At 36.6% G+C, this 20,844-nt stretch carries 20 protein-coding genes; 6 read left to right on the top strand and 14 right to left on the bottom strand.

Translation table 11 applies throughout. The features are described 5' to 3' along the window. Window positions 1-247: 247 nt before the first annotated feature. On the bottom strand, window positions 248-1,231 hold the full coding sequence (locus H1R81_RS20040; RefSeq protein WP_181842518.1) for an alpha/beta fold hydrolase: 984 nt from the start codon (window positions 1,229-1,231) through the stop codon (window positions 248-250). A 177-nt stretch (window positions 1,232-1,408) separates the two neighbouring features. On the opposite strand from H1R81_RS20040, the gene H1R81_RS20035 reads away from it, so the two are divergent. Then, entirely contained in the window at window positions 1,409-2,344 is a 936-nt protein-coding gene (locus H1R81_RS20035; RefSeq protein WP_229251185.1) for a zinc dependent phospholipase C family protein, read from the top strand. Window positions 2,345-2,466: 122 nt separating this feature from the next. On the opposite strand, the gene H1R81_RS20030 is transcribed toward H1R81_RS20035, so the two are convergent. The 4 genes from H1R81_RS20030 to H1R81_RS20015 form a co-directional block, all read right to left on the bottom strand. After that, window positions 2,467-3,651 (bottom strand): acyltransferase family protein, encoded by a 1,185-nt coding sequence (locus tag H1R81_RS20030; protein ID WP_229251176.1) that lies wholly within the window; start codon window positions 3,649-3,651, stop codon window positions 2,467-2,469. Window positions 3,652-3,726: 75 nt separating this feature from the next. After that, complete coding sequence (locus tag H1R81_RS20025) at window positions 3,727-4,497, bottom strand: TIGR02757 family protein (protein WP_181842516.1); 771 nt, start codon at window positions 4,495-4,497, stop codon at window positions 3,727-3,729. 57 nt (window positions 4,498-4,554) lie between these two features. Continuing rightward, the gene (locus H1R81_RS20020; RefSeq protein WP_181842515.1) at window positions 4,555-4,749 is read right to left on the bottom strand and encodes a hypothetical protein; all 195 of its coding nucleotides are present in this window, start codon (window positions 4,747-4,749) and stop codon (window positions 4,555-4,557) included. 34 nt (window positions 4,750-4,783) lie between these two features. After that, window positions 4,784-5,869, bottom strand: coding sequence for a LysM peptidoglycan-binding domain-containing protein (locus tag H1R81_RS20015; RefSeq protein ID WP_181842514.1), 1,086 nt, complete (start codon window positions 5,867-5,869; stop codon window positions 4,784-4,786). 106 nt (window positions 5,870-5,975) lie between these two features. Between H1R81_RS20015 and kdsB the strand changes: the two genes are divergently transcribed. Further along, complete coding sequence (gene kdsB, locus H1R81_RS20010) at window positions 5,976-6,710, top strand: 3-deoxy-manno-octulosonate cytidylyltransferase (protein WP_181842513.1); 735 nt, start codon at window positions 5,976-5,978, stop codon at window positions 6,708-6,710. Between the two features lie 141 nt (window positions 6,711-6,851). Here the strand turns inward: kdsB and H1R81_RS20005 are convergent, their stop codons facing one another. Continuing rightward, window positions 6,852-7,187: a transmembrane 220 family protein gene (locus H1R81_RS20005; protein ID WP_181842512.1), complete on the bottom strand. Its 336-nt coding sequence runs from the start codon at window positions 7,185-7,187 to the stop codon at window positions 6,852-6,854. Between the two features lie 118 nt (window positions 7,188-7,305). On the opposite strand from H1R81_RS20005, the gene H1R81_RS20000 reads away from it, so the two are divergent. Continuing rightward, window positions 7,306-10,611 carry a VCBS repeat-containing protein gene (locus H1R81_RS20000; RefSeq protein ID WP_181842511.1) on the top strand — a complete coding sequence of 1,102 codons (3,306 nt, stop codon included), beginning with the start codon at window positions 7,306-7,308 and terminating at the stop codon, window positions 10,609-10,611. Between the two features lie 50 nt (window positions 10,612-10,661). Here the strand turns inward: H1R81_RS20000 and H1R81_RS19995 are convergent, their stop codons facing one another. From H1R81_RS19995 to H1R81_RS19985, 3 genes are all read right to left on the bottom strand, one after another. Continuing rightward, complete coding sequence (locus H1R81_RS19995; protein ID WP_181842510.1) at window positions 10,662-11,045, bottom strand: hypothetical protein; 384 nt, start codon at window positions 11,043-11,045, stop codon at window positions 10,662-10,664. Window positions 11,046-11,055: 10 nt separating this feature from the next. Beyond that, window positions 11,056-12,228 carry a tail fiber domain-containing protein gene (locus H1R81_RS27725; protein WP_181842509.1) on the bottom strand — a complete coding sequence of 391 codons (1,173 nt, stop codon included), beginning with the start codon at window positions 12,226-12,228 and terminating at the stop codon, window positions 11,056-11,058. Window positions 12,229-12,492: 264 nt separating this feature from the next. After that, window positions 12,493-12,663 (bottom strand): hypothetical protein, encoded by a 171-nt coding sequence (locus H1R81_RS19985; protein ID WP_181842508.1) that lies wholly within the window; start codon window positions 12,661-12,663, stop codon window positions 12,493-12,495. Window positions 12,664-12,786: 123 nt separating this feature from the next. Between H1R81_RS19985 and fsa the strand changes: the two genes are divergently transcribed. Both fsa and H1R81_RS19975 read left to right on the top strand, forming a co-directional pair. Then, complete coding sequence (gene fsa, locus H1R81_RS19980) at window positions 12,787-13,446, top strand: fructose-6-phosphate aldolase (protein ID WP_181842507.1); 660 nt, start codon at window positions 12,787-12,789, stop codon at window positions 13,444-13,446. A 77-nt stretch (window positions 13,447-13,523) separates the two neighbouring features. Continuing rightward, on the top strand, window positions 13,524-14,204 hold the full coding sequence (locus H1R81_RS19975; protein WP_181842506.1) for a cell division ATP-binding protein FtsE: 681 nt from the start codon (window positions 13,524-13,526) through the stop codon (window positions 14,202-14,204). Window positions 14,205-14,209: 5 nt separating this feature from the next. On the opposite strand, the gene H1R81_RS19970 is transcribed toward H1R81_RS19975, so the two are convergent. From H1R81_RS19970 to H1R81_RS19960, 3 genes are all read right to left on the bottom strand, one after another. Continuing rightward, complete coding sequence (locus H1R81_RS19970) at window positions 14,210-14,917, bottom strand: hypothetical protein (protein WP_181842505.1); 708 nt, start codon at window positions 14,915-14,917, stop codon at window positions 14,210-14,212. 112 nt (window positions 14,918-15,029) lie between these two features. Next, the gene (locus H1R81_RS19965) at window positions 15,030-15,743 is read right to left on the bottom strand and encodes a hypothetical protein (RefSeq protein WP_181842504.1); all 714 of its coding nucleotides are present in this window, start codon (window positions 15,741-15,743) and stop codon (window positions 15,030-15,032) included. A gap of 8 nt (window positions 15,744-15,751) precedes the next feature. Further along, window positions 15,752-17,314 (bottom strand): bifunctional response regulator/alkaline phosphatase family protein, encoded by a 1,563-nt coding sequence (locus H1R81_RS19960; RefSeq protein WP_181842503.1) that lies wholly within the window; start codon window positions 17,312-17,314, stop codon window positions 15,752-15,754. Window positions 17,315-17,503: 189 nt separating this feature from the next. Here H1R81_RS19960 and H1R81_RS19955 point away from each other — a divergent pair, with 189 nt between their 5' ends. Beyond that, window positions 17,504-18,421: a YihY/virulence factor BrkB family protein gene (locus H1R81_RS19955; protein WP_181842502.1), complete on the top strand. Its 918-nt coding sequence runs from the start codon at window positions 17,504-17,506 to the stop codon at window positions 18,419-18,421. Between the two features lie 12 nt (window positions 18,422-18,433). Here the strand turns inward: H1R81_RS19955 and dapA are convergent, their stop codons facing one another. Next, window positions 18,434-19,318, bottom strand: a complete 885-nt coding sequence (gene dapA, locus H1R81_RS19950) for a 4-hydroxy-tetrahydrodipicolinate synthase (RefSeq protein ID WP_181842501.1) — start codon at window positions 19,316-19,318, stop codon at window positions 18,434-18,436. Between the two features lie 247 nt (window positions 19,319-19,565). Further along, complete coding sequence (locus H1R81_RS19945) at window positions 19,566-20,840, bottom strand: serine hydrolase (RefSeq protein WP_181842500.1); 1,275 nt, start codon at window positions 20,838-20,840, stop codon at window positions 19,566-19,568. Window positions 20,841-20,844 lie beyond the last annotated feature (4 nt).

The raw sequence follows: 20,844 nt of genomic DNA, 5'->3' as shown, positions 1-20,844 counted from the left end.
TTCTATTTTGACAGAATATTATTCCGTATTTGATATTTATTGCCAAATCAATTGGACTACGCAGAAATTGTAAAAAACAAAGAATAAGTTTGATTTTTAAGTATTTTTTCTTGAAAAATGATAAATCTCGAATTTGTATGTTTCAAATTCGAGATTTTAAAAGAAAAAAGTATTTTTTTTGTGATTTTAAGGGTGAGAAATGGACTTTTTACGATTCATTAATATTAAAAAATAAAATTTTGTGATTTTATAGAAACTCTGCTATAGCTTTTCTTACTTTATCACCCTCGCAACCTGGGGCAAGGTGTCCGCAGTCTCCTGTAAGCTCTAAATAATTTGTGTTTAAAGCCTTAGCAAACTCCATAGCTGAATGGGGATTTACCATTGCATCTTTTGTAGCAACTATTACCAATACTTTTGCTTTGATATGGCTTGTCATCTCCGTCAAAGATTTACCAGAAGTCTGATAGATGTCCTGTGAGAGCATAGCTTTTATCTGACAAATCCAGTTTTCTGGATTATGCTCTCTTACTCTGTCCTCTCCTGCTTTCTGCATTTCAGTATAGGCATTTTCAGCCTTTTCTGTTCTTACATAAAAATCTGGTGTTGCCAGATTCAGATTATGTACAGTTGCTACCTGTCTCATCGCATTTTTGCGTGCTATCGGATTTTTGCCAGCCTGTTCAATAATATTCCACTCTGTTTTCCATAGTAGTATATCGTAATAAGACTGCTTAGCAGACCCAACAATCGGAATAGCTTTTTCCATAAAATCAGGATAAGCTGTCAGCCATTCAAAAGTTTGCATGCCACCCATTGAAATGCCCATTACTGCATATAAATGATTAATCTGAAATTTTTTGGTTATCAAAGCATATTCTGAATTTACCATGTCTCTGATAGTAATATCAGGAAAACCAGGTATGTTGGAGGGCGAAGAAGAAATTCCATTGCCTAAAGCATCAACTAAAATCAGATAAAATCGGGTAGTATCAACCATCGTTCCGGCATTACCAACCAGGTTTTCACTTTTACCTCCAAACCATGTCGGGAACAAAATGGCATTGCTTTTCTCGGCATTCAATTGTCCGAAAGTGCGGTAACCCAATTTGCAATTTTGAATAGTTTTACCCCCCTGGGTTTTGAACTGACCAATGGAAGCAAATTTCAGGGTATTCTGGGCAAAGATTTGAGTAGTGCATAAACAAAAGAGCAACAGATTTTTTTTCATTTTAATGAATTAGGTATAATATTAGGGGAATAATTAAAACTATTACGAATGAAGCAAATAATACCACTTTTTGCAAGACTAACAAAGATTTTTAACTGGCCGAGATTTCTATTGATAATTGTAAGCTCGCCTATTATTTGTGCTTTTGCATATATTGAAAATTCATCAAAGGAATGTATGCCTTGGCAACGTCCTCTATGGGGATTTTTTGCGCACAAAAAGATTAATCGTTTAGCAGTATTTACTCTGCCTCCTGAAATGTTTGGCTTTTATAAGAAAAATATCGACTATATTACAGAAAATGCTATTAATGCTGACCAGAGACGTTATGCGATAAAAGAAGAAGCCCCGAGACATTTCATTGATTTAGACAATTATGCTGATTCTGCCAAACGGCAATTAGCTAAATTTACATGGAAAGATGCCGTAGATAAAATAGGAGAGGATTCACTCTACGCACATGGCATTGTACCCTGGCATATTAATTCTATGAAATATCAGCTAACAGAAGCATTCCGAAAAAAGGATGTTAAAAGAATATTGAGCCTTTCAACTGATATAGGGCATTATATTGCTGATGCTCATGTACCATTGCATACTACCAGAAATTATAATGGACAGCTAAGTAATCAGGTAGGAATACATGGATTCTGGGAAAGTCGTTTACCTGAAACTTTTGCGGAAAATTACGATTTCTTTGTCGGGCAAGCTACTTACGAAGAATTCCCCCAGAAAAGAGCCTGGCAAACTGTAATAAATGCCAATGCTGCTTTAGATTCAGTGCTCTTATTTGAAAAGGATTTAAGCATTCAGTTTTCTGAAGATAAAAAATTTAGTTTTGAAGAGATAAATGGTATTACCACGCGTGTATATTCCAGAGAATTTACCACTAAGTATCATCAGATGCTTAAAAATCAGGTAGAACGACAAATGCGGGCATCAGTAAAAATGATTGGAGATTTCTGGTTTACTTGTTGGGTAGATGCGGGCCAACCTGACTTACTGCCACTGAAAAAATATAAGCCTAACAAAGAAGACGAGGAAGAAGAAAAAGCTGAGAAAGTAAATTGGTTGAGAAGAATATTTGAGGTGAGAAAGGAGGTTGATAATTAGTTGATAGTATGATTTAAACCACGGAGTGGCTCCGACTTTATCACAGAGTAACACGGAGTTAAAAAATACTACTCTGCGTTACTCTGTGCCAAACTTTGTGAGACTCTGTGGTTAAAAACAACCTATATCCGAATAAACAATTTCTTATTATACATCCATTTCAAAATCAACCAATCAATGGCAAGCATCAGAAAACCATGAACTAAATATTGATAAGGTTCTCCAAAAATGGTAGCATAGTTTTGCCCCAGATGTATTTTTAATGATTTAGAAACATAAGAGTTAAGTCCATCAGCAATTACATAGGCGGCAATCGAGTTCATGCCTATTACTGTCAGAAAAAAGAACCAGTTGCGTTTTTGCAGAACATCTACTGTCCAATAGAAAAAGGCCAGAAATAAAAAGCACCAACCGGCACTAAATACAACCCAGGTGGGCGTCCAGATTCTTTTTACATTCGGACAAATGCCAAGCCAGTTAAGAAGCAATCCTATTACAAGCCCTGAAACACCTAAAATAGCAAATAGCTTAATCTTCTCCTGCGGGGTTTTATCTGATTTTAAGAGATTCCCGGCAATTAAGCCTAATATCATTGTTGCTAAAGTAGGAATAAAGCTTAAGGTAGCGTAGCCACCTCCATTAAACAGAAATGGTTTTTCTCGCGGGAAAAGATTCAGAAACCAGCGGTCAAAAGCCCATGCAAGGTTGGTATTTTTATTCCAATGTGCAGCAAAGCCAGTCAGGTTATTTTCCCAGTCTTTAACTGCCCCGGCATTGGCATAATCAAAGTCAGGACCAGGTAATGGATAAAGTGCAAATGCCGCCCAGTAACAAACAAGAATAACCACTAAAGCACCTATCTGAACACGATGAGAAGCAAACCCCAAAAGAAATAAAAAAGGATAACCTAAACCTATCTGGGTAAGTGTATCTTCAAAGGTAAAATTCGTTTGTTCCTTCCACTGAGAACGTAAGAATATGCCTAATAAAATTAATATCAACGAACGCCAAATTGCATGACGGAAAGTTTTCCAGAAGTTGTTTTCTTTACTTAGACGGCTGGCAATAGAATAGGGAAGAACCACCCCAACTAAAAACGAGAAAGATGGCTGAATCATGTCATGTAAGGCACAACCGACCCATTCGACATGGCTTTGGTGATAAGCTAAGAAACTCCAGAATGAACTATCAGGTAAGGCTTCAGAAACTTTGTGTAATCGAAAGACTTCGGCCATCATTAGTAGCATAACAAAGCCACGATAGACATCCGCCGATGCAAGGCGGGTAGGTATGTTAGTGGTGGTCATAGAATAGAGGTTGAGATAAGGAAAGTAAAAATATAAATTTCTTTACTAAGTCAACCTACTATACTTATTTTATTCTTACATATACCCCTCTACCCCCAAACCAAATAAAGCAAAATCATATTTTACCGGGTCGGCAGGGTCAAGCTGTTTGAGATTTAGAGTAAGTTCAACAGCCGTTTGCCAATCTGCTTTCAGGCGGGTTATCAACCCTAATTTACGACCTACCCGTTCTACGTGCACATCACAGGGACAAACCAATTGAGCAGGAGATATCTTATTCCAGATGCCAAAATCTACTCCTTTTTCATCTTTCCGTACCATCCATCTTAAAAACATATTAATTCGTTTACAGGAAGAGTTTTTAGTAGGAGTAGCAATGTGTTTCATAGTTCGAACCGGATAATCCTCCAAACTAAAAAAGGCTTTCTGGAAATTTTCTAAAGCAATTTTGGTGTCTGTTGATTCAGGAGTCAGACCTTTAATAAATGCCTCCTCTAAAGATTCATGTCTTGAATAGAAATCTTTAAAAAACTCAATAAAGTAGAGAGTATCTGTTGTATTGAAAGTACGATGCTTGAATGAAAGAAAACGCTTCAAATCAGAATCCTGATGATTTTTTATAAAATCAAAGGGCACACCATCCATTAATTCTATCAACTCATTGCATTTGTTAATAATGGTCCTTCGCTGTCCCCATGCTAAGATGGCCGCTATAAAGCCCATAATTTCAATATCTTGTTTCAGGATAAACCGATGTGGAATACTGATGGGATCGTTAGGAATAAAACCGGGATGATTAAACTCTTCATATTTATCATTCAGGAGACTCAGTATATAGTCAGACATAGGAAAGCAATAAAATGCTCAAATATTATTGGAGTTATTCTATAAAACAGTGATAATTTATTTCTTAATTAATCTCAGAAGAAATACACAAACCCTTGAAATAGCAGAAAAAATTGCTACAATACCTGTGAATAAAAGGCCAAAAATAGTAATAATGGGGTAAAGAATAGCAAAGAATACTGTCCATATCTTATTTTTTGCAGTAGTAGCTATTGGTTTGAGCGAATTGTCTTTTAACTGATTAGGATTCATAAAATTGTGTTTTGTGTACTTATTATCCAATATTTTATAAAGCATAACTCAAAGATGCACGAATACGTTTATCTTTTGGCTGTAATTTTTCAAAAGCTTTAGGTGAAATCTTGATAATGGCATCTCCAGGACCAGATAATTTACCAATTACTTTTACCCAGACACTTTGCCCATTAGCTTCATTAACAATTTTAATCAATGTGCCTACCGGAGCCGTGCGATGCAGAGCTAAATATTTATTTGTTGACGAACCTGCCTCTATTACTTCAGCAATACCTTGTTCACTATATTTTTTTCCTGTTGGAGCATTTGGTACTGGCGTTTGAGGTTTATTGGCTAATGGTTTGGTAATAACTGTATTTGAAGGCTTCGTTTTTTCTACATCTCCGGCCGGGCCTGAGGCCGTTTTAGGTTTACCTACCGAAGCAGCAGGGTTTACTACTGGTTTGGGTTTAATCGCTTCTTTTTTCTCATCTTTAATGGCATTCGATATTAAATTTGCAGGTTTTTCTACTATTAATATCTGATTGATTTTTAGTATATCGTTGGTAAGCTTATTCCACTCTCTCAATTGCCATACTTTTACTTTATATCTGTTTGCTATACTAAAGAGTATATCTCCGGCTGCTACCGTATGAGTTTTAGGTTTAAAATCTTTTATTTCAGTAGTATTGTCAGTTACTGCATTTTTCAAGCTATCTTCTTTTTTAGGCAGGTTCTCTTTAGGTGTAGCCTCCGGAATATCAATTACCTCTATGCCGTTTTCATCTACAATTCCCCTTGGCCGGGTTGTTGTATCCTGTACAGAGTGGCCCTCTGTTATTCTTGGGCGTGGTATACTTTTGCTTCTGGTATTAAGAGGGATACTGATTACCTGATTAATGGCTACTATAGCATCTTTCTTAAATTCAGGATTAGTAGCATAAAATTCTTTTTCTGAAGAATTATATCGTTTCAAAACTGAGTAGAGAGTTTCGCCTTGTTCTATCTTGTGTAGAACAAACAATTTTCCATTTTTTTTCTCAATACCAATAGAATCGAGTGGGGTTGGAAGTGAATTACTGAATGATTTTGTCAGGTAAAGCACGAAAAAAGCCGTAGTAAAAAAGTATCTTAACATAGTAGTCAAGCGATTGGATTTAACGCAAATTTAATGATTCTGCGAGAGATTAACGCATATATTTTTTTTTTCGTGTAAATTAGCCCCGAATAAAACATTGAAACCTATGAAAATTCTTGGAATTATACCGGCAAGATTTGCCTCAAGTCGTTTTCCGGGCAAGCCTTTGGTCGATATTAATGGTAAAAGTATGATTCAGCGTGTATATGAGCAGGCATTAAAAGCAAAGAGTTTGCAAAGAGTTGTGGTAGCAACCGATGATGCCAGAATTCTGAATCACGTTTTAGAGTTCGGAGGTGATGCAGTGATGACATCAAGTAGCCATCCGACTGGTACCGATCGATGCTTTGAGGCACTTGAAAAGTCAGGAGGGGTAACAAAGTACGATTACGCTATTAATATTCAGGGAGATGAGCCTTTTATTGACCCCGATATAATTGACCAAATTGCAGGGTTATTGGATTTTAAGACTGAAATTGCAACGGCAGTTAAAAAAATCAGAGATTACGAAACACTAAACGACCCGAATGTAGTAAAAGCAGTCTTGACAATTCGTAAACAATGTTTATATTTCAGTCGCCAGATTGTGCCTTATGTTCGTGGTTATGAGCCTAATGAATGGTTGGAGCATGCTGATTTTTACAAGCATATTGGTATTTATGCTTATCGTAGCGATGTTTTAGAGCAGATTTCACATATTCCGACATCTCCTTTAGAAAATACAGAAAAATTGGAGCAGTTACGTTGGTTAGGTTTTGGATACAAAATTTATGCAGTTGTTACTAACTACGAAAGTTTTGGTATTGATACTAAAGAAGATTTAGAGAAAATACACCATTAAGAAAATCATATAGTATTTGTCTCGTAAAAGAAAGCAGGAAAATGGAGAATCGATTAAGTTTTTCTCTGTTTTTAAAATAGTAGTTATCTCTAAAAGGCATTTTTATTTTCCTTTCTCCATTTTCCTTGTTTCTTTGATCTTTTACTTCAATAAGGCACATACCCAAACGCCAACAGCACAAACACCTAAGCCGAGTGATTCTCGTCCTAATTCAATATTGATAGTTTTCATTCCCAATTCGTTCAACATTACCCCTTCCCATTCTGGAGGAAACTGATTGATAGCCCACATGAAGTATAATAATCCAATTGTAAAATAAATAATAGCCTCCCCTTTACCCTGTAATTTATGATAGCATAAAAAAACTGGAATGAGATAAGTCGGAATCCAGACATAAGGGTCAGGATCATTATACTGCACGAGGGCAGCGTAGACGAAAAAGGCCATAAAAAGCCATAAAATAATTTTTTTTGCCATTGGTCGAAAAAATTTGCAGTTAGGATTAGTATATCAAAGCAACCTAAAAAAACATTTGCTGTCAAGTTAAAAGTTTTATAACTTTCCTAAGTATTGCTCATTGGAATATTTTTTAGCTATGAACCCTAAATTTCTTTTAATCTTTTTACTCCCATTGTTATTTTCCTGTAATAGCAAGACCAAAACACTATTTACACTATTACACGGCTCTGAAACAGGGATTAGCTTTCAGAACACGGTGATTGAAAACGAGCAGTTTAATCTTTACGATTTTCATAACGTATATAATGGCGCTGGGGTGGCCGTGGGAGATTTGAATAGTGATAATCTACCGGATTTATATTTTACCGGGAACATGTCTGGCGACCGTATTTATATAAACATAAGTGATAAGGAAAAAGGCTCTTTAAAATTTCAGGATATTACAGATCAGGCAGGAATAATAAAACGAGGTTGGTCTACCGGCGTAACTTTAGCTGACGTTAATGCAGATGGATTGCTGGATATATACGTCTGTAAATCGGGAAACTATACGGGTGATTTACGCGCTAATCAATTGTATATCAATCAGGGAGTAGGCCAGAATGGGATACCTGCGTTTAAAGAAATGGCTCAGGATTTTGGTTTAGCAGATACTACTTATTCGAGTCAGGCCGCTTTTTTTGATTATGATAAAGATGGGGATTTAGATATGTACCTATTGACAACCACCAATGTTATTCGGAATCCTAACCGGATTACTATACCTGTAAATGATGGGACCGGGTACTCTAATGATAAACTTTTTCAGAATGATGGCGATGCCAAATTTACTGAGGTAACTAAAAAGGCAGGCATTCTGCATGATGGTAATGGCTTGGGACTGTCTATCTGTGATATTGATAATGATGGGTGGGAAGATATATTTGTTAGTAATGACTTTCTTCCTAATGATTTGCTCTATATAAATAATCATGACGGAACCTTTAAGGAAATGGCAAAAGAGTATTTGAAACACCACAGCCGTTTTTCGATGGGTAACGATGTAGCTGATTTCAATAATGATGGAAGAATGGACATTATGACAGTAGATATGTTACCTGCTAATAATGAACAACGTAAAATGATGACAGGACCAGGTAATTTTGAACAGTATGAAGTAGAGCTAAATACAGGTTACCATTCGCAATTTATGCGGAATATGCTTCACATTAATTTGGGAAAAACACCTGAAGGAAGAGTCCTTTTTTCAGAAATAGGTCAGATTGCGGGTGTACATAGTAGCCAATGGAGCTGGGCACCTCTTTTCGCTGATTTTGATAATGATGGATTAAAGGATTTATTTATTTCAAACGGCTATTTAAGAGATATTACCAACCTTGATTTTATTTCTTATAATGTAGCTTATGAAGAGCGTAATTTAGGAAATCTTAGAAGGTATATGATTGACAGGTCTCTGGAATTGCCTTCATGGAATGATGTAAATTGTTTTTTTAAAAATAGAGGTGACCTGACTTTTGAAGATGCTACAAAACAGTGGTTTGGCGATTCACTTTCAGTGTCAAATGGTGCGGCTTATGCTGATCTGGACAACGATGGTGATTTGGATCTGGTGATAAATAATACCAATAAACCAGCCTATGTGATGCGGAATGACGCTCCAAGAACTAATTTTTTGAAAATTCAATTAAAAGGAACTCCGAAAAATATTCATGGTTTGGGTAGTGAGATAACCATTTATGCCAAAGGTGTTCTGCAGAAATATCATCAGGCTGTTACGAAAGGGTATGCTTCTTCGGTTGATTATATTATTCATTTTGGTTTAGGTAGCAATACTAAAATAGATTCGTTAGAAGTAGTCTGGACAGATGGCAAAACACAGAAACTGAAAAATATAGGGGCAAATCAAACTCTTAAATTAGATTACATCAATTCTACAGCAAATAATAAATCTGTTGATAACCCGGAACCTACATTATTGGCAGATGTAACATCGTCAGTTAATATTAGTTTCAAGTCTGAAGAAGAGCGTTACGTAGATTATAATGTAGAAACCTTATTGTTACATAAATTATCACAGCAAGGTCCTAAAATGACTGTTGGTGATATAAATGGTGACGGTCTGGATGATTTTTTTGTTGGAGGCTCTTATAAAAACTACGGAAAATTCTTTGTGCAGACACCGGTGGGACTGTTTATACAAAAGTCTTATATCAATGAATCTTTACCCAAAGGTGAAGAAGATATCGAAATGGTATTATTTGATGCTGATAGCGACAAAGATTTGGATTTATATATAGTAAGTGGCTCTAATGAGTATCCTGACGGTTCAAACTATTATCAGGATAGATTATATCTGAATGATGGAAAAGGAAATTTTACTGATGCCACCAATCAGCTTCCAAGCATCAGACATAGCGGTTCTTGTGTGGCTGTGGCCGACTACGATAAAGATGGGGATTTAGATATTTTTAGGGGTGGTAGGCTAACACCTTTACAGTATCCTCAATCTGGGGATAGTTATCTGTTTAAAAATGATTATGGAATTTTTAGTGATTATACGACACAGACTTCCGCTGAGTTAGCTAAAATAGGTATGGTTACAGATGCTATATGGATAGACGTTGATAATGATACCTGGCTTGATTTGGTCGTAGTAGGAGAATTTATGCCTGTTACTGTTTTTAAAAATATCCAAGGCAAGTTAAGCAAATCAGGCGCCTTTCCTGATTCTGAAGGCTTTTGGAATACAGTTTCAGCCGCTGATTTTGATAAAGACGGAGATATTGATTTAGTTTTAGGTAATCTGGGCTTAAATTCCCGTTATAAATGCTCAAAGAATCAACCTCTCACAGTATATGGGGCAGATTATGATGACAATGGCCGTTGGGATGCAATACCTTCATATTTTATAAACGGAAAGGAACATCCAATTCCAACAAGAGACTATTTGCTTCGTCAATTACCTTTGTTTCGCAAGAAATTTCAAAATTATGCAAGCTATGCCAAAGCAACAATGAAAGATGTGCTGACAGACCTACAAATGAAACAGGCAATTATCAAAAAAGCGTACGTTCAGGAAAGTATGTATGCTGAAAACCTTGGCAGTGGTCTATTCGCTTTAAAACCGCTACCCCAAATGGCACAATGGGCACCTGTGCAAAGTATGCTAATAGACGATGTAAACCATGATGGCAATTTAGATATAATGATCGTTGGTAATGCTTATGATGCTGAACCTATTGCAGGAAAATATGATGCGTTTGTTGGACTTATTCTAATGGGTGACGGAAAGGGAGGCTTTAATGCTGAGCTTTATGATAAAACAGGATTTGTAGTAGATGGAGATTGTAAAGATATTATTACAGTGAAAACCGCCTCAAAAAACAGACTATATGTAGTTTCTCAGAATAAAGCTTCTCTTAAGCTATTTAAAAGCAAATAAAAAGTCCGTTAGCATACTGAACTATCGGACTTTTTGAGTAATCTAAATATTTATTCGACTAACTTAATAGCTTTTGTTTGTATAGGAATTGTATCAGTAAATAAAGCTGCTATCACCCCTATAATTGGTAAATCTTTGGTTGAAACTTCAACTGAACCTTGTTGTTGAGTCAAGCTGATTTTCTTTAGAATCTGGTCTGCTTTAGGATGAAACAAAATAATTTCTCCTGATGTTTTCCCAGTAGGCAAGGCATACTTTAACTTGAATGATGCAACCGTTTTTGCAGATGTATCTTCTTGAAGATAAGGTTCTTGCACAGGAGCAACAGAGGTTATTTTTTGTTGCTCGGGGGTACGGCCGTTCTGGTCAATGCTCTGGCAAAAGGCAGATAAGCTCAGAAAACATAGAATAATGAGTGTGTATATAATCTTCATTTTTTCAGATTTATTTTTTTTCGGCTTTTTTCTCTTTTTCTTCTTTACTCAAAATAGCTTCTTTATTCAAGACAGCCTCCAATCGGTCTAAACGGGTATTTAACGCTTCATATTGAGCCAATTTAGCCTTCAGATCTTCAATTTCTGCCTTTTGTTGTTCATTTACTGCTATCTGCTCTTTTAAACCCTGTAATAAAACAGGAATAAGGCCAACATAATTGACAGTTTTAAAGGTTCCCTTTTCACCGGGGAATGAGGTGGGAGTTACAAAAGTAGGTAAAACTTTTTCAACTTCCTGTGCTATCAGACCATATTGCAGCGTGTTTGAGAAACCTAAGTTAGGATATTCATCTGTTTTGTAATAAAAGGTTTTGGGGCTTAGCGAGCTAATAATTTTTGACATACTGCCCATATCCAAAATATTTCTTTTCAGTTTTATATCAGATGGTAAAACAATTGAACCTGGTAATATAGAGCCTTTTACAAATAATGAGTCTCTGACAAAAGCAAAGCCTTCCACATGAAGTGTAGCAAGAGGACTTGCAGTACCGATCCCAACTTTCCCTGAAGAGGAAATATCAACGCTACTCGTAGGAGCTCCTGGTCTGATTCGGAAAGGCAATTTGCTACCACCAGTTACATCTCTGATAAAAAAATTGGCTTCATTACCAGCCATATCCCAGGTTTGGGCAGTAAAGCCGCTAGTATTATTTTGTTCTAATCTTATGGCAGGTGTATCTCCGGTGTTGAAATGCAAGTCTAATACAGGTGTAGCGGTGCGTAAGCCAATTTTACCGTTTGAGGCCATAAAGAAAGAATTTGTTGGTGCACCAGCAATAATTTTAAATGGAGTCCTTGCTCCGGTTACATCATTAATAGCAAAGTGGCTACTACCACCACTTGCTGTGGCATTTGCTTCTAATTCCCAATCATTCGCTGGAAACGCACCGACGCTTGTATCGTCAAAGGCCAGACGTGTATTGTTCTCTTTTAATCGGATAGTGTTAAATCCAAAACTTTCGTTGTTGACACAGTCAAAACCAACGCATTCACTGCCTTGCACTATCAGATCATCAGCAATTACCTGATCAGCTATGCTACGCTCTTTTAGTTCGATTTTCTGCCCTAACTGGTCTTTCAGAAATTGCTCGGGGCTTTTGCGTTGTGCATAAACTTTCGGCACAACATATTGAGAATTCGTCTTTGTTTTTTTTGAGGTTTTCTGCGTATTCTGGGAGAAAGAATCATAGAACAACATTAGGCACAAAAACAATACACAACATGACATAGTAGAGGTTGTCATTTTCATGTTAGATTAGTTTTATGGTTTTAAATCAATTAGGTGACGGCCAATAAGCGGCTGGTATATTACTTATTGTTGTCAAAGTTAGATTTTTTTTATAGAAACTGGACTCCCTTTGACAGTTTTTTAGCCTTAAAAATTTATTTAATGGTTTTGTAATACTTTGAACCAACAATTGCTTAGTCTTTTTTCTGAAACCATTTGTAGAGAGCGGAAAAGTTTCTTACCTTTGCAGCGGCAAATTACCAGCTCCTGCTGAATCCCCCAGGTCTTGACCGAAGCAAGGGTATTGTGGTTGAGCGGTGAATTTGCCATTTTTTGTTTTTGGCTCATAGCAATTGTTCAAATATAAACCACTACTTTCATGTAGCTAACCCCCAAAGGCATGAAAGTTCCTAACAAAATCTTCCGGTTTTCGGATATGGGGCAAAATGTTCTATGAAATTTTTTATCGATACCGCCTCCCTCAAAGAAATACAAGAAGCACAAGACCTGGGTGTGCTTGATGGTGTTACCACTAATCCATCATTAATGGCAAAAGAAGGTATTGCCGGAAAAGATAATGTAATGCGCCATTATAAAGCTATCTGTGAGATAGTAGATGGTGATGTAAGCGCAGAGGTAATCTCGACGAAATATGAAGAGATGATTAATGAAGGTGAAGAATTAGCAGAAATAGATGAGCAAATAGTAGTAAAGATACCAATGATAAAAGATGGCATAAAGGCTATTAAGTATTTTTCAGAAAGAGGTATCAAAACCAACTGTACGCTGATATTCTCGCCGGGTCAGGCATTATTGGCAGCTAAGGCAGGTGCCACCTATGTATCACCGTTCGTAGGTCGTTTAGATGATATTTCAACTGACGGTATGAATCTGATTGAAGATATTCGTTTGATTTATGATAACTACGGATACGAGACTCAGATTTTAGCAGCTTCAGTTCGCCACCCTATGCATATTATTCAGTGTGCGAAAATTGGTGCCGATGTCATGACAGGTCCTCTTTCAGCAATTTTAGCATTATTGAATCACCCTTTAACTGATAGCGGCCTGGCGAAGTTCTTAGCCGACCATGCGAAAGTGAATCAGAAATAAGTCTTATTTTAATTGCAAGTCATTTTTGTGGTAATCAGCAAAGTGACTTGCTATTGATAGACATTAATGCTCAATACATGGAACCCGTTATTTCTTTACAGAATGCCTATATTTATCAAAGAGACCAACTGGTGCTATCAGCGGTCAATTTTACTATTTGCAAAGGTGAATTTGTTTATCTGATCGGGCGGACAGGTAGCGGGAAATCTTCAGTTTTACAAACACTCTATGCCGATCTTTGGTTAGAAAAGGGTACAGGTGTTGTAGTAGATTATGAACTTCATGCATTGCGACGCTCACAAATACCTTACTTACGGAGGAATATCGGAATAGTTTTTCAAGATTTCCAGTTATTAAGCGATAGAAATATAGAGCGAAACCTCATGTTTTATCTGAAAGCAATGGGTTGGAAAGATAAAGAAGAAATGAGTGTGAGAATCAGTGAAGTTCTTAACTTGGTCAACCTGCCTAATATTCTTGAAAAAATGCCTCATCAATTGTCAGGTGGTGAGCAACAACGGGTAGGAATCGCCCGTGCCTTACTAAATCAACCTCAAATCTTATTGGCTGATGAACCGACAGGGAATCTTGATGCTGAAATGTCGGTTGAAATTCTGAAACTATTTATGGATATTAACGAGCAGTCGAATACGGCTGTGCTGATGGCCACACATGATTTTGAACTGATAGAACGATTCCCTCGACGTACCCTGTACTGTGACAAAGGTCTGGTAAAAGATTTATCTGAAAGTATATAATTTCCTTAATTAAACCCGGTAATACCTATTTTAACGACCCACTGGTTTGTTGTTGTAAGAATCTGTTTACTTTTATATTCGAAGTTATTATCAATCTCAACCGTATGAGGTTTTACAATTTTTGTTGCATCGGCCTGTTGATAATAGACTCCTATATCTAAATAAGCATTTTTCATACTTCCAAACAATTTGAAACCAACGCCGACACCTAAGCCATAATTAGGTGTTAGTTTAGTCCATCTTTGCAAAGTTTCAGATTCATCTTCATTCAATTGCTCCACCAGGTTGGTCTGAATAATTTTAGCTCCAAAAAAAGCATCGGCATAAGGATTTATCTTTGAACTCCATAAGATAGGACGGTAGCGCGCCAGTCCATTTATCCAAAAAGAGGTATTATTTACTCGGAAATCACCACTATAGGTAGTAATAGGGTCTTCCCGGCCATCTCCCTGAAAACCAATTTCGGCACCATAAAATACGGGAGAGGCCTTTTTTCGTCCATAAGGATTAAATAAAATACCACCGGTTAGCCCGAATTTGGTACCGGCTTTATTTCCTTCTTTCAGAATGGTTCGGTAACTCCCGAGGGCATTGCCTAGATTCAAGGCAATAAAATAGGAGTACTTATCTTCAATATATTTAGGTTGTTGCTCCTGTTGAGCAACAACCTCTAAGAAACTTGCGCAAAAGAATAGATAAAGTATGAATCTCATTTTGTTACTACATTGGTTGAGATTATGAAATTATTTATGAATATTAATAAATTTGGACTGATAGAACATTTCCATGAAGTGCAAATAATGTGATAAATATATTGCAAATAGCTTATTCGAATTTTGTATTAAACCATGTAAGCCCTAGTTTAACTACCCATAAATTGGTATTTGTTACTATTTCTGTACTTGTAATTCCAAAGCTATTATCAATGAGTACAGAATTTGGCTTAAGAATTTTAGTAGCATCTGCCTGCTTGTAATAAATGCCAACATCGAAGTATAAATTTTTTTCACTTCTGAATAACTTAAGACCGACTCCGATGCCTACACCATAGTTTGGAGTTGTTGTTGTCCACTTTTGTAAATCTCGTGCCCCATCTTCACCTAAATTTTCCCACAGACTTGAATTAATATATTTAACTCCATAAAACGCGTCAATGTACGGATTGAACCTTGAACTCCATAAAATAGGACGGTATCTCACCAGAACGTTTAACCAGTTAGAAAAAGTAGTAATAGAAAAATCTCCGGGATACGAGGTAATTGGTCTTTCCCAATAGTTTATGGTACCAACTTCTCCACCTATCATTATTGGGAAAGACTTTTTTCCAAAAAAAGGATTCAATAACAAACCACCAGATATACCAAACTGGGTTCCTAATCTGTTTCTTTCTTTCAATAGGGTTTGATATTTCCCAGCGCCATTGCCCATATTCATGACCGTGAAAAAAGAGAATTTATTACCGATATATTCATTCCGGTCTGGTTGAGCTACACCCTCTAATAGGAATGCACAAAATAATAGACACAGCAAGGCTCTCATTTTTATTGCTATTTAGCAGTCAGATACGCAAAAGGTACTATCATTTCTTCTATTGAGATGCCTCCATGTTGGAAAGTATCTTTATAATGGCTCACATAATGATTATAATTATTAGGATACGCAAAGAAATAATCTTCCATCGTAAAGAAATAAGCCGTCGATACATTAGGCTTTGGCAACATAAATGCTTCGGGTCTCCTTACTACCAATACATGGTCGCCTTTATCGTCCAGATTCAGGTTTTTACCTTGTTTGTAGCGCAAGTTAGTATTTACATTTCTATCTCCTACAATTCTTTTAGGGTGTTTTACCCGAATCATACCATGGTCGGTGGTTATTACTAACCTACCTTTTTTCTCCGAAATTTTCTTCAATAAATCTAATAAAGGTGAATGTTCAATCCACGATCTTGTAATAGAACGATATGCCGACTCATCAGGTGCAAGTTCTTTAATCATACCCATTTCAGTACGTGCATGAGAAAGCATATCTACAAAGTTATAGACAATGGCTATCAGTTGGTTTTTTAATAAATTATTAAAATTATCAACCAGACTTTTCCCTTGATTTGTATTTAAAATTTTGTGGTAAGAGAAGCTGATATTCAGACGACTTTTATCAATCTGGCGTTTCAGAAATTCAGCTTCATTGTTGTTTAATGCATCTTCATTCTCTCCTTCATCATTCACCCATAAATCAGGGTGTTGACGAGCCATATCTGAAGGCATTAAACCCGAAAAAATTGCGTTCCGGGCATAGGAAGTTGCAGTTGGGAGTATGGCATAATAATCACTTTCTTCCTCTACATTAAAATAACCACTAATAACTTCCTCTAATATTTTCCACTGGTCATATCTCAGATTATCTATCAACAAGAAGAAAAGAGGAGAGTTAGCCTGCACCAAAGGGAAAACTTTTTTCTTCATTAATTGATGCGAAAGTAAAGGTTTATCAACTTTCGGGTCGTTGAGCCAATCTTCATAATTTTCTTCTATAAATTTACAGAAGTTAGAATTTGCTTCTGATTTCTGCATTTCAAAAACCTCTTCCATACTTTTATCTTCCGAACGGTCTAACTGAAGCTCCCAGTAAATGAGCTTTTTGTAGATTTCAGCCCATTCTTCATGCCCTATGCGGTCATTATACTGCATTGCCAGATTACGGAAATCCTGTTGATAGCCTAAATTGGTTTTTTCGGAAATTAGGCGTTTATTTTCAAGAATCTTTTTCACTGATAGCAGAATCTGATTCGGATTAAGGGGTTTTATCAGATAATCGGCAATGTTTGAACCGATGGCATCTTCCATGATCCGCTCTTCTTCCGACTTTGTAATCATTACTACGGGCAAATTTGGCTTCAGTAGCTTAATTTGTGAAAGGGTTTCCAGTCCGGTCATACCAGGCATCATTTCATCTAAAAAGACTACATCAAAGCGTTCGGTTTCTACTTTATCGATGGCATCAGCCCCACTTGGCACCGGAGTAACGTCATAGCCTTTGCCTTGTAAAAAAATTATGTATGGTTTTAGTAAATCAATCTCATCGTCTGCCCAGAGTATGTTATATCGCATAAGAGTATCAGTTTTATAAATTATGTAAAGCTACAATGCAAAAATATTAACTTTTATTGCCTATACGCATGCTTAATTTTTCTTAATTTGCGTAGATTGCGATATCGCCAAATTCATGAAAATTGATGCAATGAATAGTTAAGTCAGGTAAATTCGTATTTTTGTAACAAGACCAAAGACGACCCGAATTTGAAACGACTTCAACAATTTCTTGAAAGTATCCATCTATGGAACACAACAGTTTCACTGTATGATTTGTTGACGATTCTCTGGAAAAAAATTATAACCTTCGATATTGATCAGCGAGCCGCCTCTGTTTCCTATAGTTTTTTGCTGGCGGTTTTTCCGGGTGTTATCTTCTTATTTACTCTTATTCCATTCATTCCGATTAATCATCTCGATCGTCTGATTATGGATTTTTTGAGTGATGCCATGCCCCGCGGGATTTATGAAAATACATCTGTAACCATATTAGAAATTGTAAGCCGGAAACGGAGTGATATTCTATCTTTTGGGTTTTTCTTTACGGTTTTTGCAGCTACCAATGGTATGATGGCACTTATGCGTGCCTTTAATATGGCATTGCAAGTAAGAGAAAAACGTAATTATCTCAAGGCCCGACTTATTGCTCTCTTCCTTACGATACTGTTGATTATTGTGATGGTTTGTGCTATTGTTATTTTAGTGGTAGGCAGAATCATTATAGACTTCCTGTTTGCTAAAGGATTGCTGAGTGAGAATTTCACTTTTTATCTGTTTCAGATGGTTAGGTATGGGGGTATCTTTCTGATTTTCTTTTTTGGTATTTGTGTAATTTATTATTTTGCTCCTGCCGTTCATAAAAGATTAAAGTTTTTTAATATAGGTGCTTTTATCTCTTCTTTTTTAGGCATTTTAGTTACTAACCTTTTTTCATTTTATCTGGCTAATTTTAACTCCTATAATAAACTCTATGGCTCTATAGGTACGTTGATAGCCCTGATGGTGTGGCTTTATCTGATTGCTTTGATTCTGATATTGGGTTTTGAAATCAATATCTCAGTAAGAGATGCACTTTATTTCTACAGAAATGAAAAAGGTGGAGAATCCCCACCTTTAGAAGATTAAGCTGTATATTTTTTATTGCCAGAAGCCTTCGGCTATCATGGCTTTTTCTAATTTTGATCCTAATGAATCAGATGCTTTTACCAATGGCAGACGTACTTCTGAACTGCAAATGTGTTTGATTTCAAGACATTTTTTAATGCCAACCGGATTCGATTCTGTATAAAGCAAGGTGTCAAAATCAATGAATCTTTTCTGTATTTCGGCGGCTTTATCAAAATTACCGTCCAGGGCAGCCCAGGTCAGTTCACCAAATTCCTTCGGAAATGCATTCGCAATTACTGAAATCACTCCCTTAAAACCTACACTTATTGATGTAGTAACGAGGTTGTCATCACCAGACAATAAAAGGAAATCTTCTGGACAACGCTTGGCTAATTCCTGCGCATTTTCGATGGTACTGGCATCTTTTATTCCAATGATATTAGGATGCCTGGCTAATTCAACAATAGTCGGAATTTGTAAGCTGATAACTGTACGTCCCGGAACATTATACAATAAAACCGGTACTGGAGAAGCATCTGCAATGGCCGTAAAATGAGCAATTAACCCAGCTTGCGGCGGTTTATTGTAATAAGGACAAACCGATAAAATAGCCGTAACACCAGATAAATCGGTAGCCTTGATAGTTTCTAAAACTGCTTTGGTGTTATTGCCTCCTAAACCGTAGACAATAGGTAGGTTCTTGGGATTATTTTCTTTTGTAAACTTTAATAAATCAGTCTTTTCTTTGGCAGTGGTAGTTGAAGTTTCTCCGGTTGTACCTTGTACAACAAAATAATCTACTCCGCCTGCGCCTGTAAAATCGAGCAGTCTGCCGTAAGCCTCAAAATCAACTTCGTGCTGTTCGTCAAATGGTGTTATTAAAGCTACACCTACTCCTTGTAACGGATGTGCCATTTTTATTGAAATAATAGAATTGTATAGAAGGGCAAAGTTCGTCAGAAAATCGGACTTTGCAAAACGATAAAGTAAGTTCGGAACCGGTGTTTTATAGTCAACTCTCTGCTATTAATAAAACAAAACGTTTTGTCCATACACGGTGTTTACAAAAATGTTTAAAATACCTGAAAGTCAGCTCAAAAATGCCTTTTACAACCAGATTCTTCTTTTTAACGGAACAAAACGTTTTGTTTATGCGGAAAGATTATTGAAGCGACTGATATACAAGAATCCTGAATTTCCGGACAATATCAGAATAATGTGCATAAGGATGAACATTGGTGAATACCAAAAGAATCAAATCTTCTTTAGGGTCTATCGTATATTCTGAGCAATACATACCACCCCATGTAAGGGAGCCAGGAGTGGCGTTATCTCCATAATGCGATTCGGGCGTAATAATCTGCAAGCCTAAACCAAATTTATCTTGTCTGTCCCATACAAAGTTTTCGCCTATCTGGTTGCGGGTCATTAAATCTATGGTACTTCTGCTTAATAACCTTTTGCCATTAAACTCGCCTTTATTTAGTATAAACTGGCAGATTCTGGCATAATCCTGGATGGTACTTACTAAACCGGCTCCACCAGAAAAATAAGATTTTTGTCCCGTAATGGCAAATTTTCTATAAATTTCATTGTTATGCAGTGTCAATTTATCTTCTGTATTGCCTTTAGAATAGAGTTCAACTAACCGGTTGGCTTTATCTGCTGGTAAATAGAAATAGGTATCGTTCATTCCTAAAGGGTCAAGTACTTTTTTGTGCAGATATTCATCAAATGGCATACCTGAAAGTATCTCAATCAAACGGCCGAGTACGTCTGTATTCAAGCCATAAGTAAACTGCGCACCCGGGTCATGCAGGAGTGGACGAGCAGCAATTTTATCTACTACATCTTTCAGTTGGTCGTTCTCTATCGAGCAAAAGAATGGTACTTTAAACTCTGGTAATTCCTGTAAAGGATGTTCATAAGGAATACCCGCTGAATGGCTTAATAACTGACGAATTGTAATAGCTGATTTGGCTGGTCGGGTAATATATTTGCTATGGTCTTTTTCGTCATAGCTAACAAGAACTTTTGCATTTTTGAAAGAGGATATATATTTAGAGATAGGTTCATCCAGAAAGAACTTACCCTCTTCAAACAGCATCATTAAACCAATGGTCGTGATAAGTTTTGACTGAGAAGCTATGCGAAAAATATCGTCTTTTCTGAGTGGAGTTTTCGTCTCAAGATTACGGTATCCAAAGGCTTTTTCATGTACTATTTTACCCTTGTGAGCTACCAGCGTGACAATATTAGGGGCAATGCCTTTATCTACGATTTCCTGAAAGTGAGTATCTAATCTTTTTAATCTTTCGCTTGAAAAACCTGCCTCTTCAGGCGTTTTAGCTTGTGTTAAGACTTGTGGTACTTGTGCATTAACTCCGGTTAGCAAAAAGAGTATAAGGAAACCTGATATTGAAGCTAATTTTTTCATTGAT

The sequence above is a fragment of the Emticicia sp. BO119 genome (genome assembly GCF_013912375.1).
Lineage (GTDB): Bacteria > Bacteroidota > Bacteroidia > Cytophagales > Spirosomataceae > Emticicia.
Note: the sequence above shows the minus strand (reverse complement) of the source record. Positions and strands in the feature narration are given on the sequence as shown.

Excerpts from the sequence above, each read along its gene's own strand:
- H1R81_RS20040 (WP_181842518.1), bottom strand. The coding sequence starts at position 1,231 with ATGAAAAAAAATCTGTTGCTCTTTTGTTTATGCACTACTCAAATCTTT.
- H1R81_RS20035 (WP_229251185.1), top strand. The coding sequence starts at position 1,409 with ATGCCTTGGCAACGTCCTCTATGGGGATTTTTTGCGCACAAAAAGATT.
- H1R81_RS20030 (WP_229251176.1), bottom strand. The coding sequence starts at position 3,651 with ATGACCACCACTAACATACCTACCCGCCTTGCATCGGCGGATGTCTAT.
- H1R81_RS20025 (WP_181842516.1), bottom strand. The coding sequence starts at position 4,497 with ATGTCTGACTATATACTGAGTCTCCTGAATGATAAATATGAAGAGTTT.
- H1R81_RS20020 (WP_181842515.1), bottom strand. The coding sequence starts at position 4,749 with ATGAATCCTAATCAGTTAAAAGACAATTCGCTCAAACCAATAGCTACT.
- H1R81_RS20015 (WP_181842514.1), bottom strand. The coding sequence starts at position 5,869 with ATGTTAAGATACTTTTTTACTACGGCTTTTTTCGTGCTTTACCTGACA.
- kdsB (WP_181842513.1), top strand. The coding sequence starts at position 5,976 with ATGAAAATTCTTGGAATTATACCGGCAAGATTTGCCTCAAGTCGTTTT.
- H1R81_RS20005 (WP_181842512.1), bottom strand. The coding sequence starts at position 7,187 with ATGGCAAAAAAAATTATTTTATGGCTTTTTATGGCCTTTTTCGTCTAC.
- H1R81_RS20000 (WP_181842511.1), top strand. The coding sequence starts at position 7,306 with ATGAACCCTAAATTTCTTTTAATCTTTTTACTCCCATTGTTATTTTCC.
- H1R81_RS19995 (WP_181842510.1), bottom strand. The coding sequence starts at position 11,045 with ATGAAGATTATATACACACTCATTATTCTATGTTTTCTGAGCTTATCT.
- H1R81_RS19985 (WP_181842508.1), bottom strand. The coding sequence starts at position 12,663 with ATGGCAAATTCACCGCTCAACCACAATACCCTTGCTTCGGTCAAGACC.
- fsa (WP_181842507.1), top strand. The coding sequence starts at position 12,787 with ATGAAATTTTTTATCGATACCGCCTCCCTCAAAGAAATACAAGAAGCA.
- H1R81_RS19975 (WP_181842506.1), top strand. The coding sequence starts at position 13,524 with ATGGAACCCGTTATTTCTTTACAGAATGCCTATATTTATCAAAGAGAC.
- H1R81_RS19970 (WP_181842505.1), bottom strand. The coding sequence starts at position 14,917 with ATGAGATTCATACTTTATCTATTCTTTTGCGCAAGTTTCTTAGAGGTT.
- H1R81_RS19965 (WP_181842504.1), bottom strand. The coding sequence starts at position 15,743 with ATGAGAGCCTTGCTGTGTCTATTATTTTGTGCATTCCTATTAGAGGGT.
- H1R81_RS19960 (WP_181842503.1), bottom strand. The coding sequence starts at position 17,314 with ATGCGATATAACATACTCTGGGCAGACGATGAGATTGATTTACTAAAA.
- dapA (WP_181842501.1), bottom strand. The coding sequence starts at position 19,318 with ATGGCACATCCGTTACAAGGAGTAGGTGTAGCTTTAATAACACCATTT.
- H1R81_RS19945 (WP_181842500.1), bottom strand. The coding sequence starts at position 20,840 with ATGAAAAAATTAGCTTCAATATCAGGTTTCCTTATACTCTTTTTGCTA.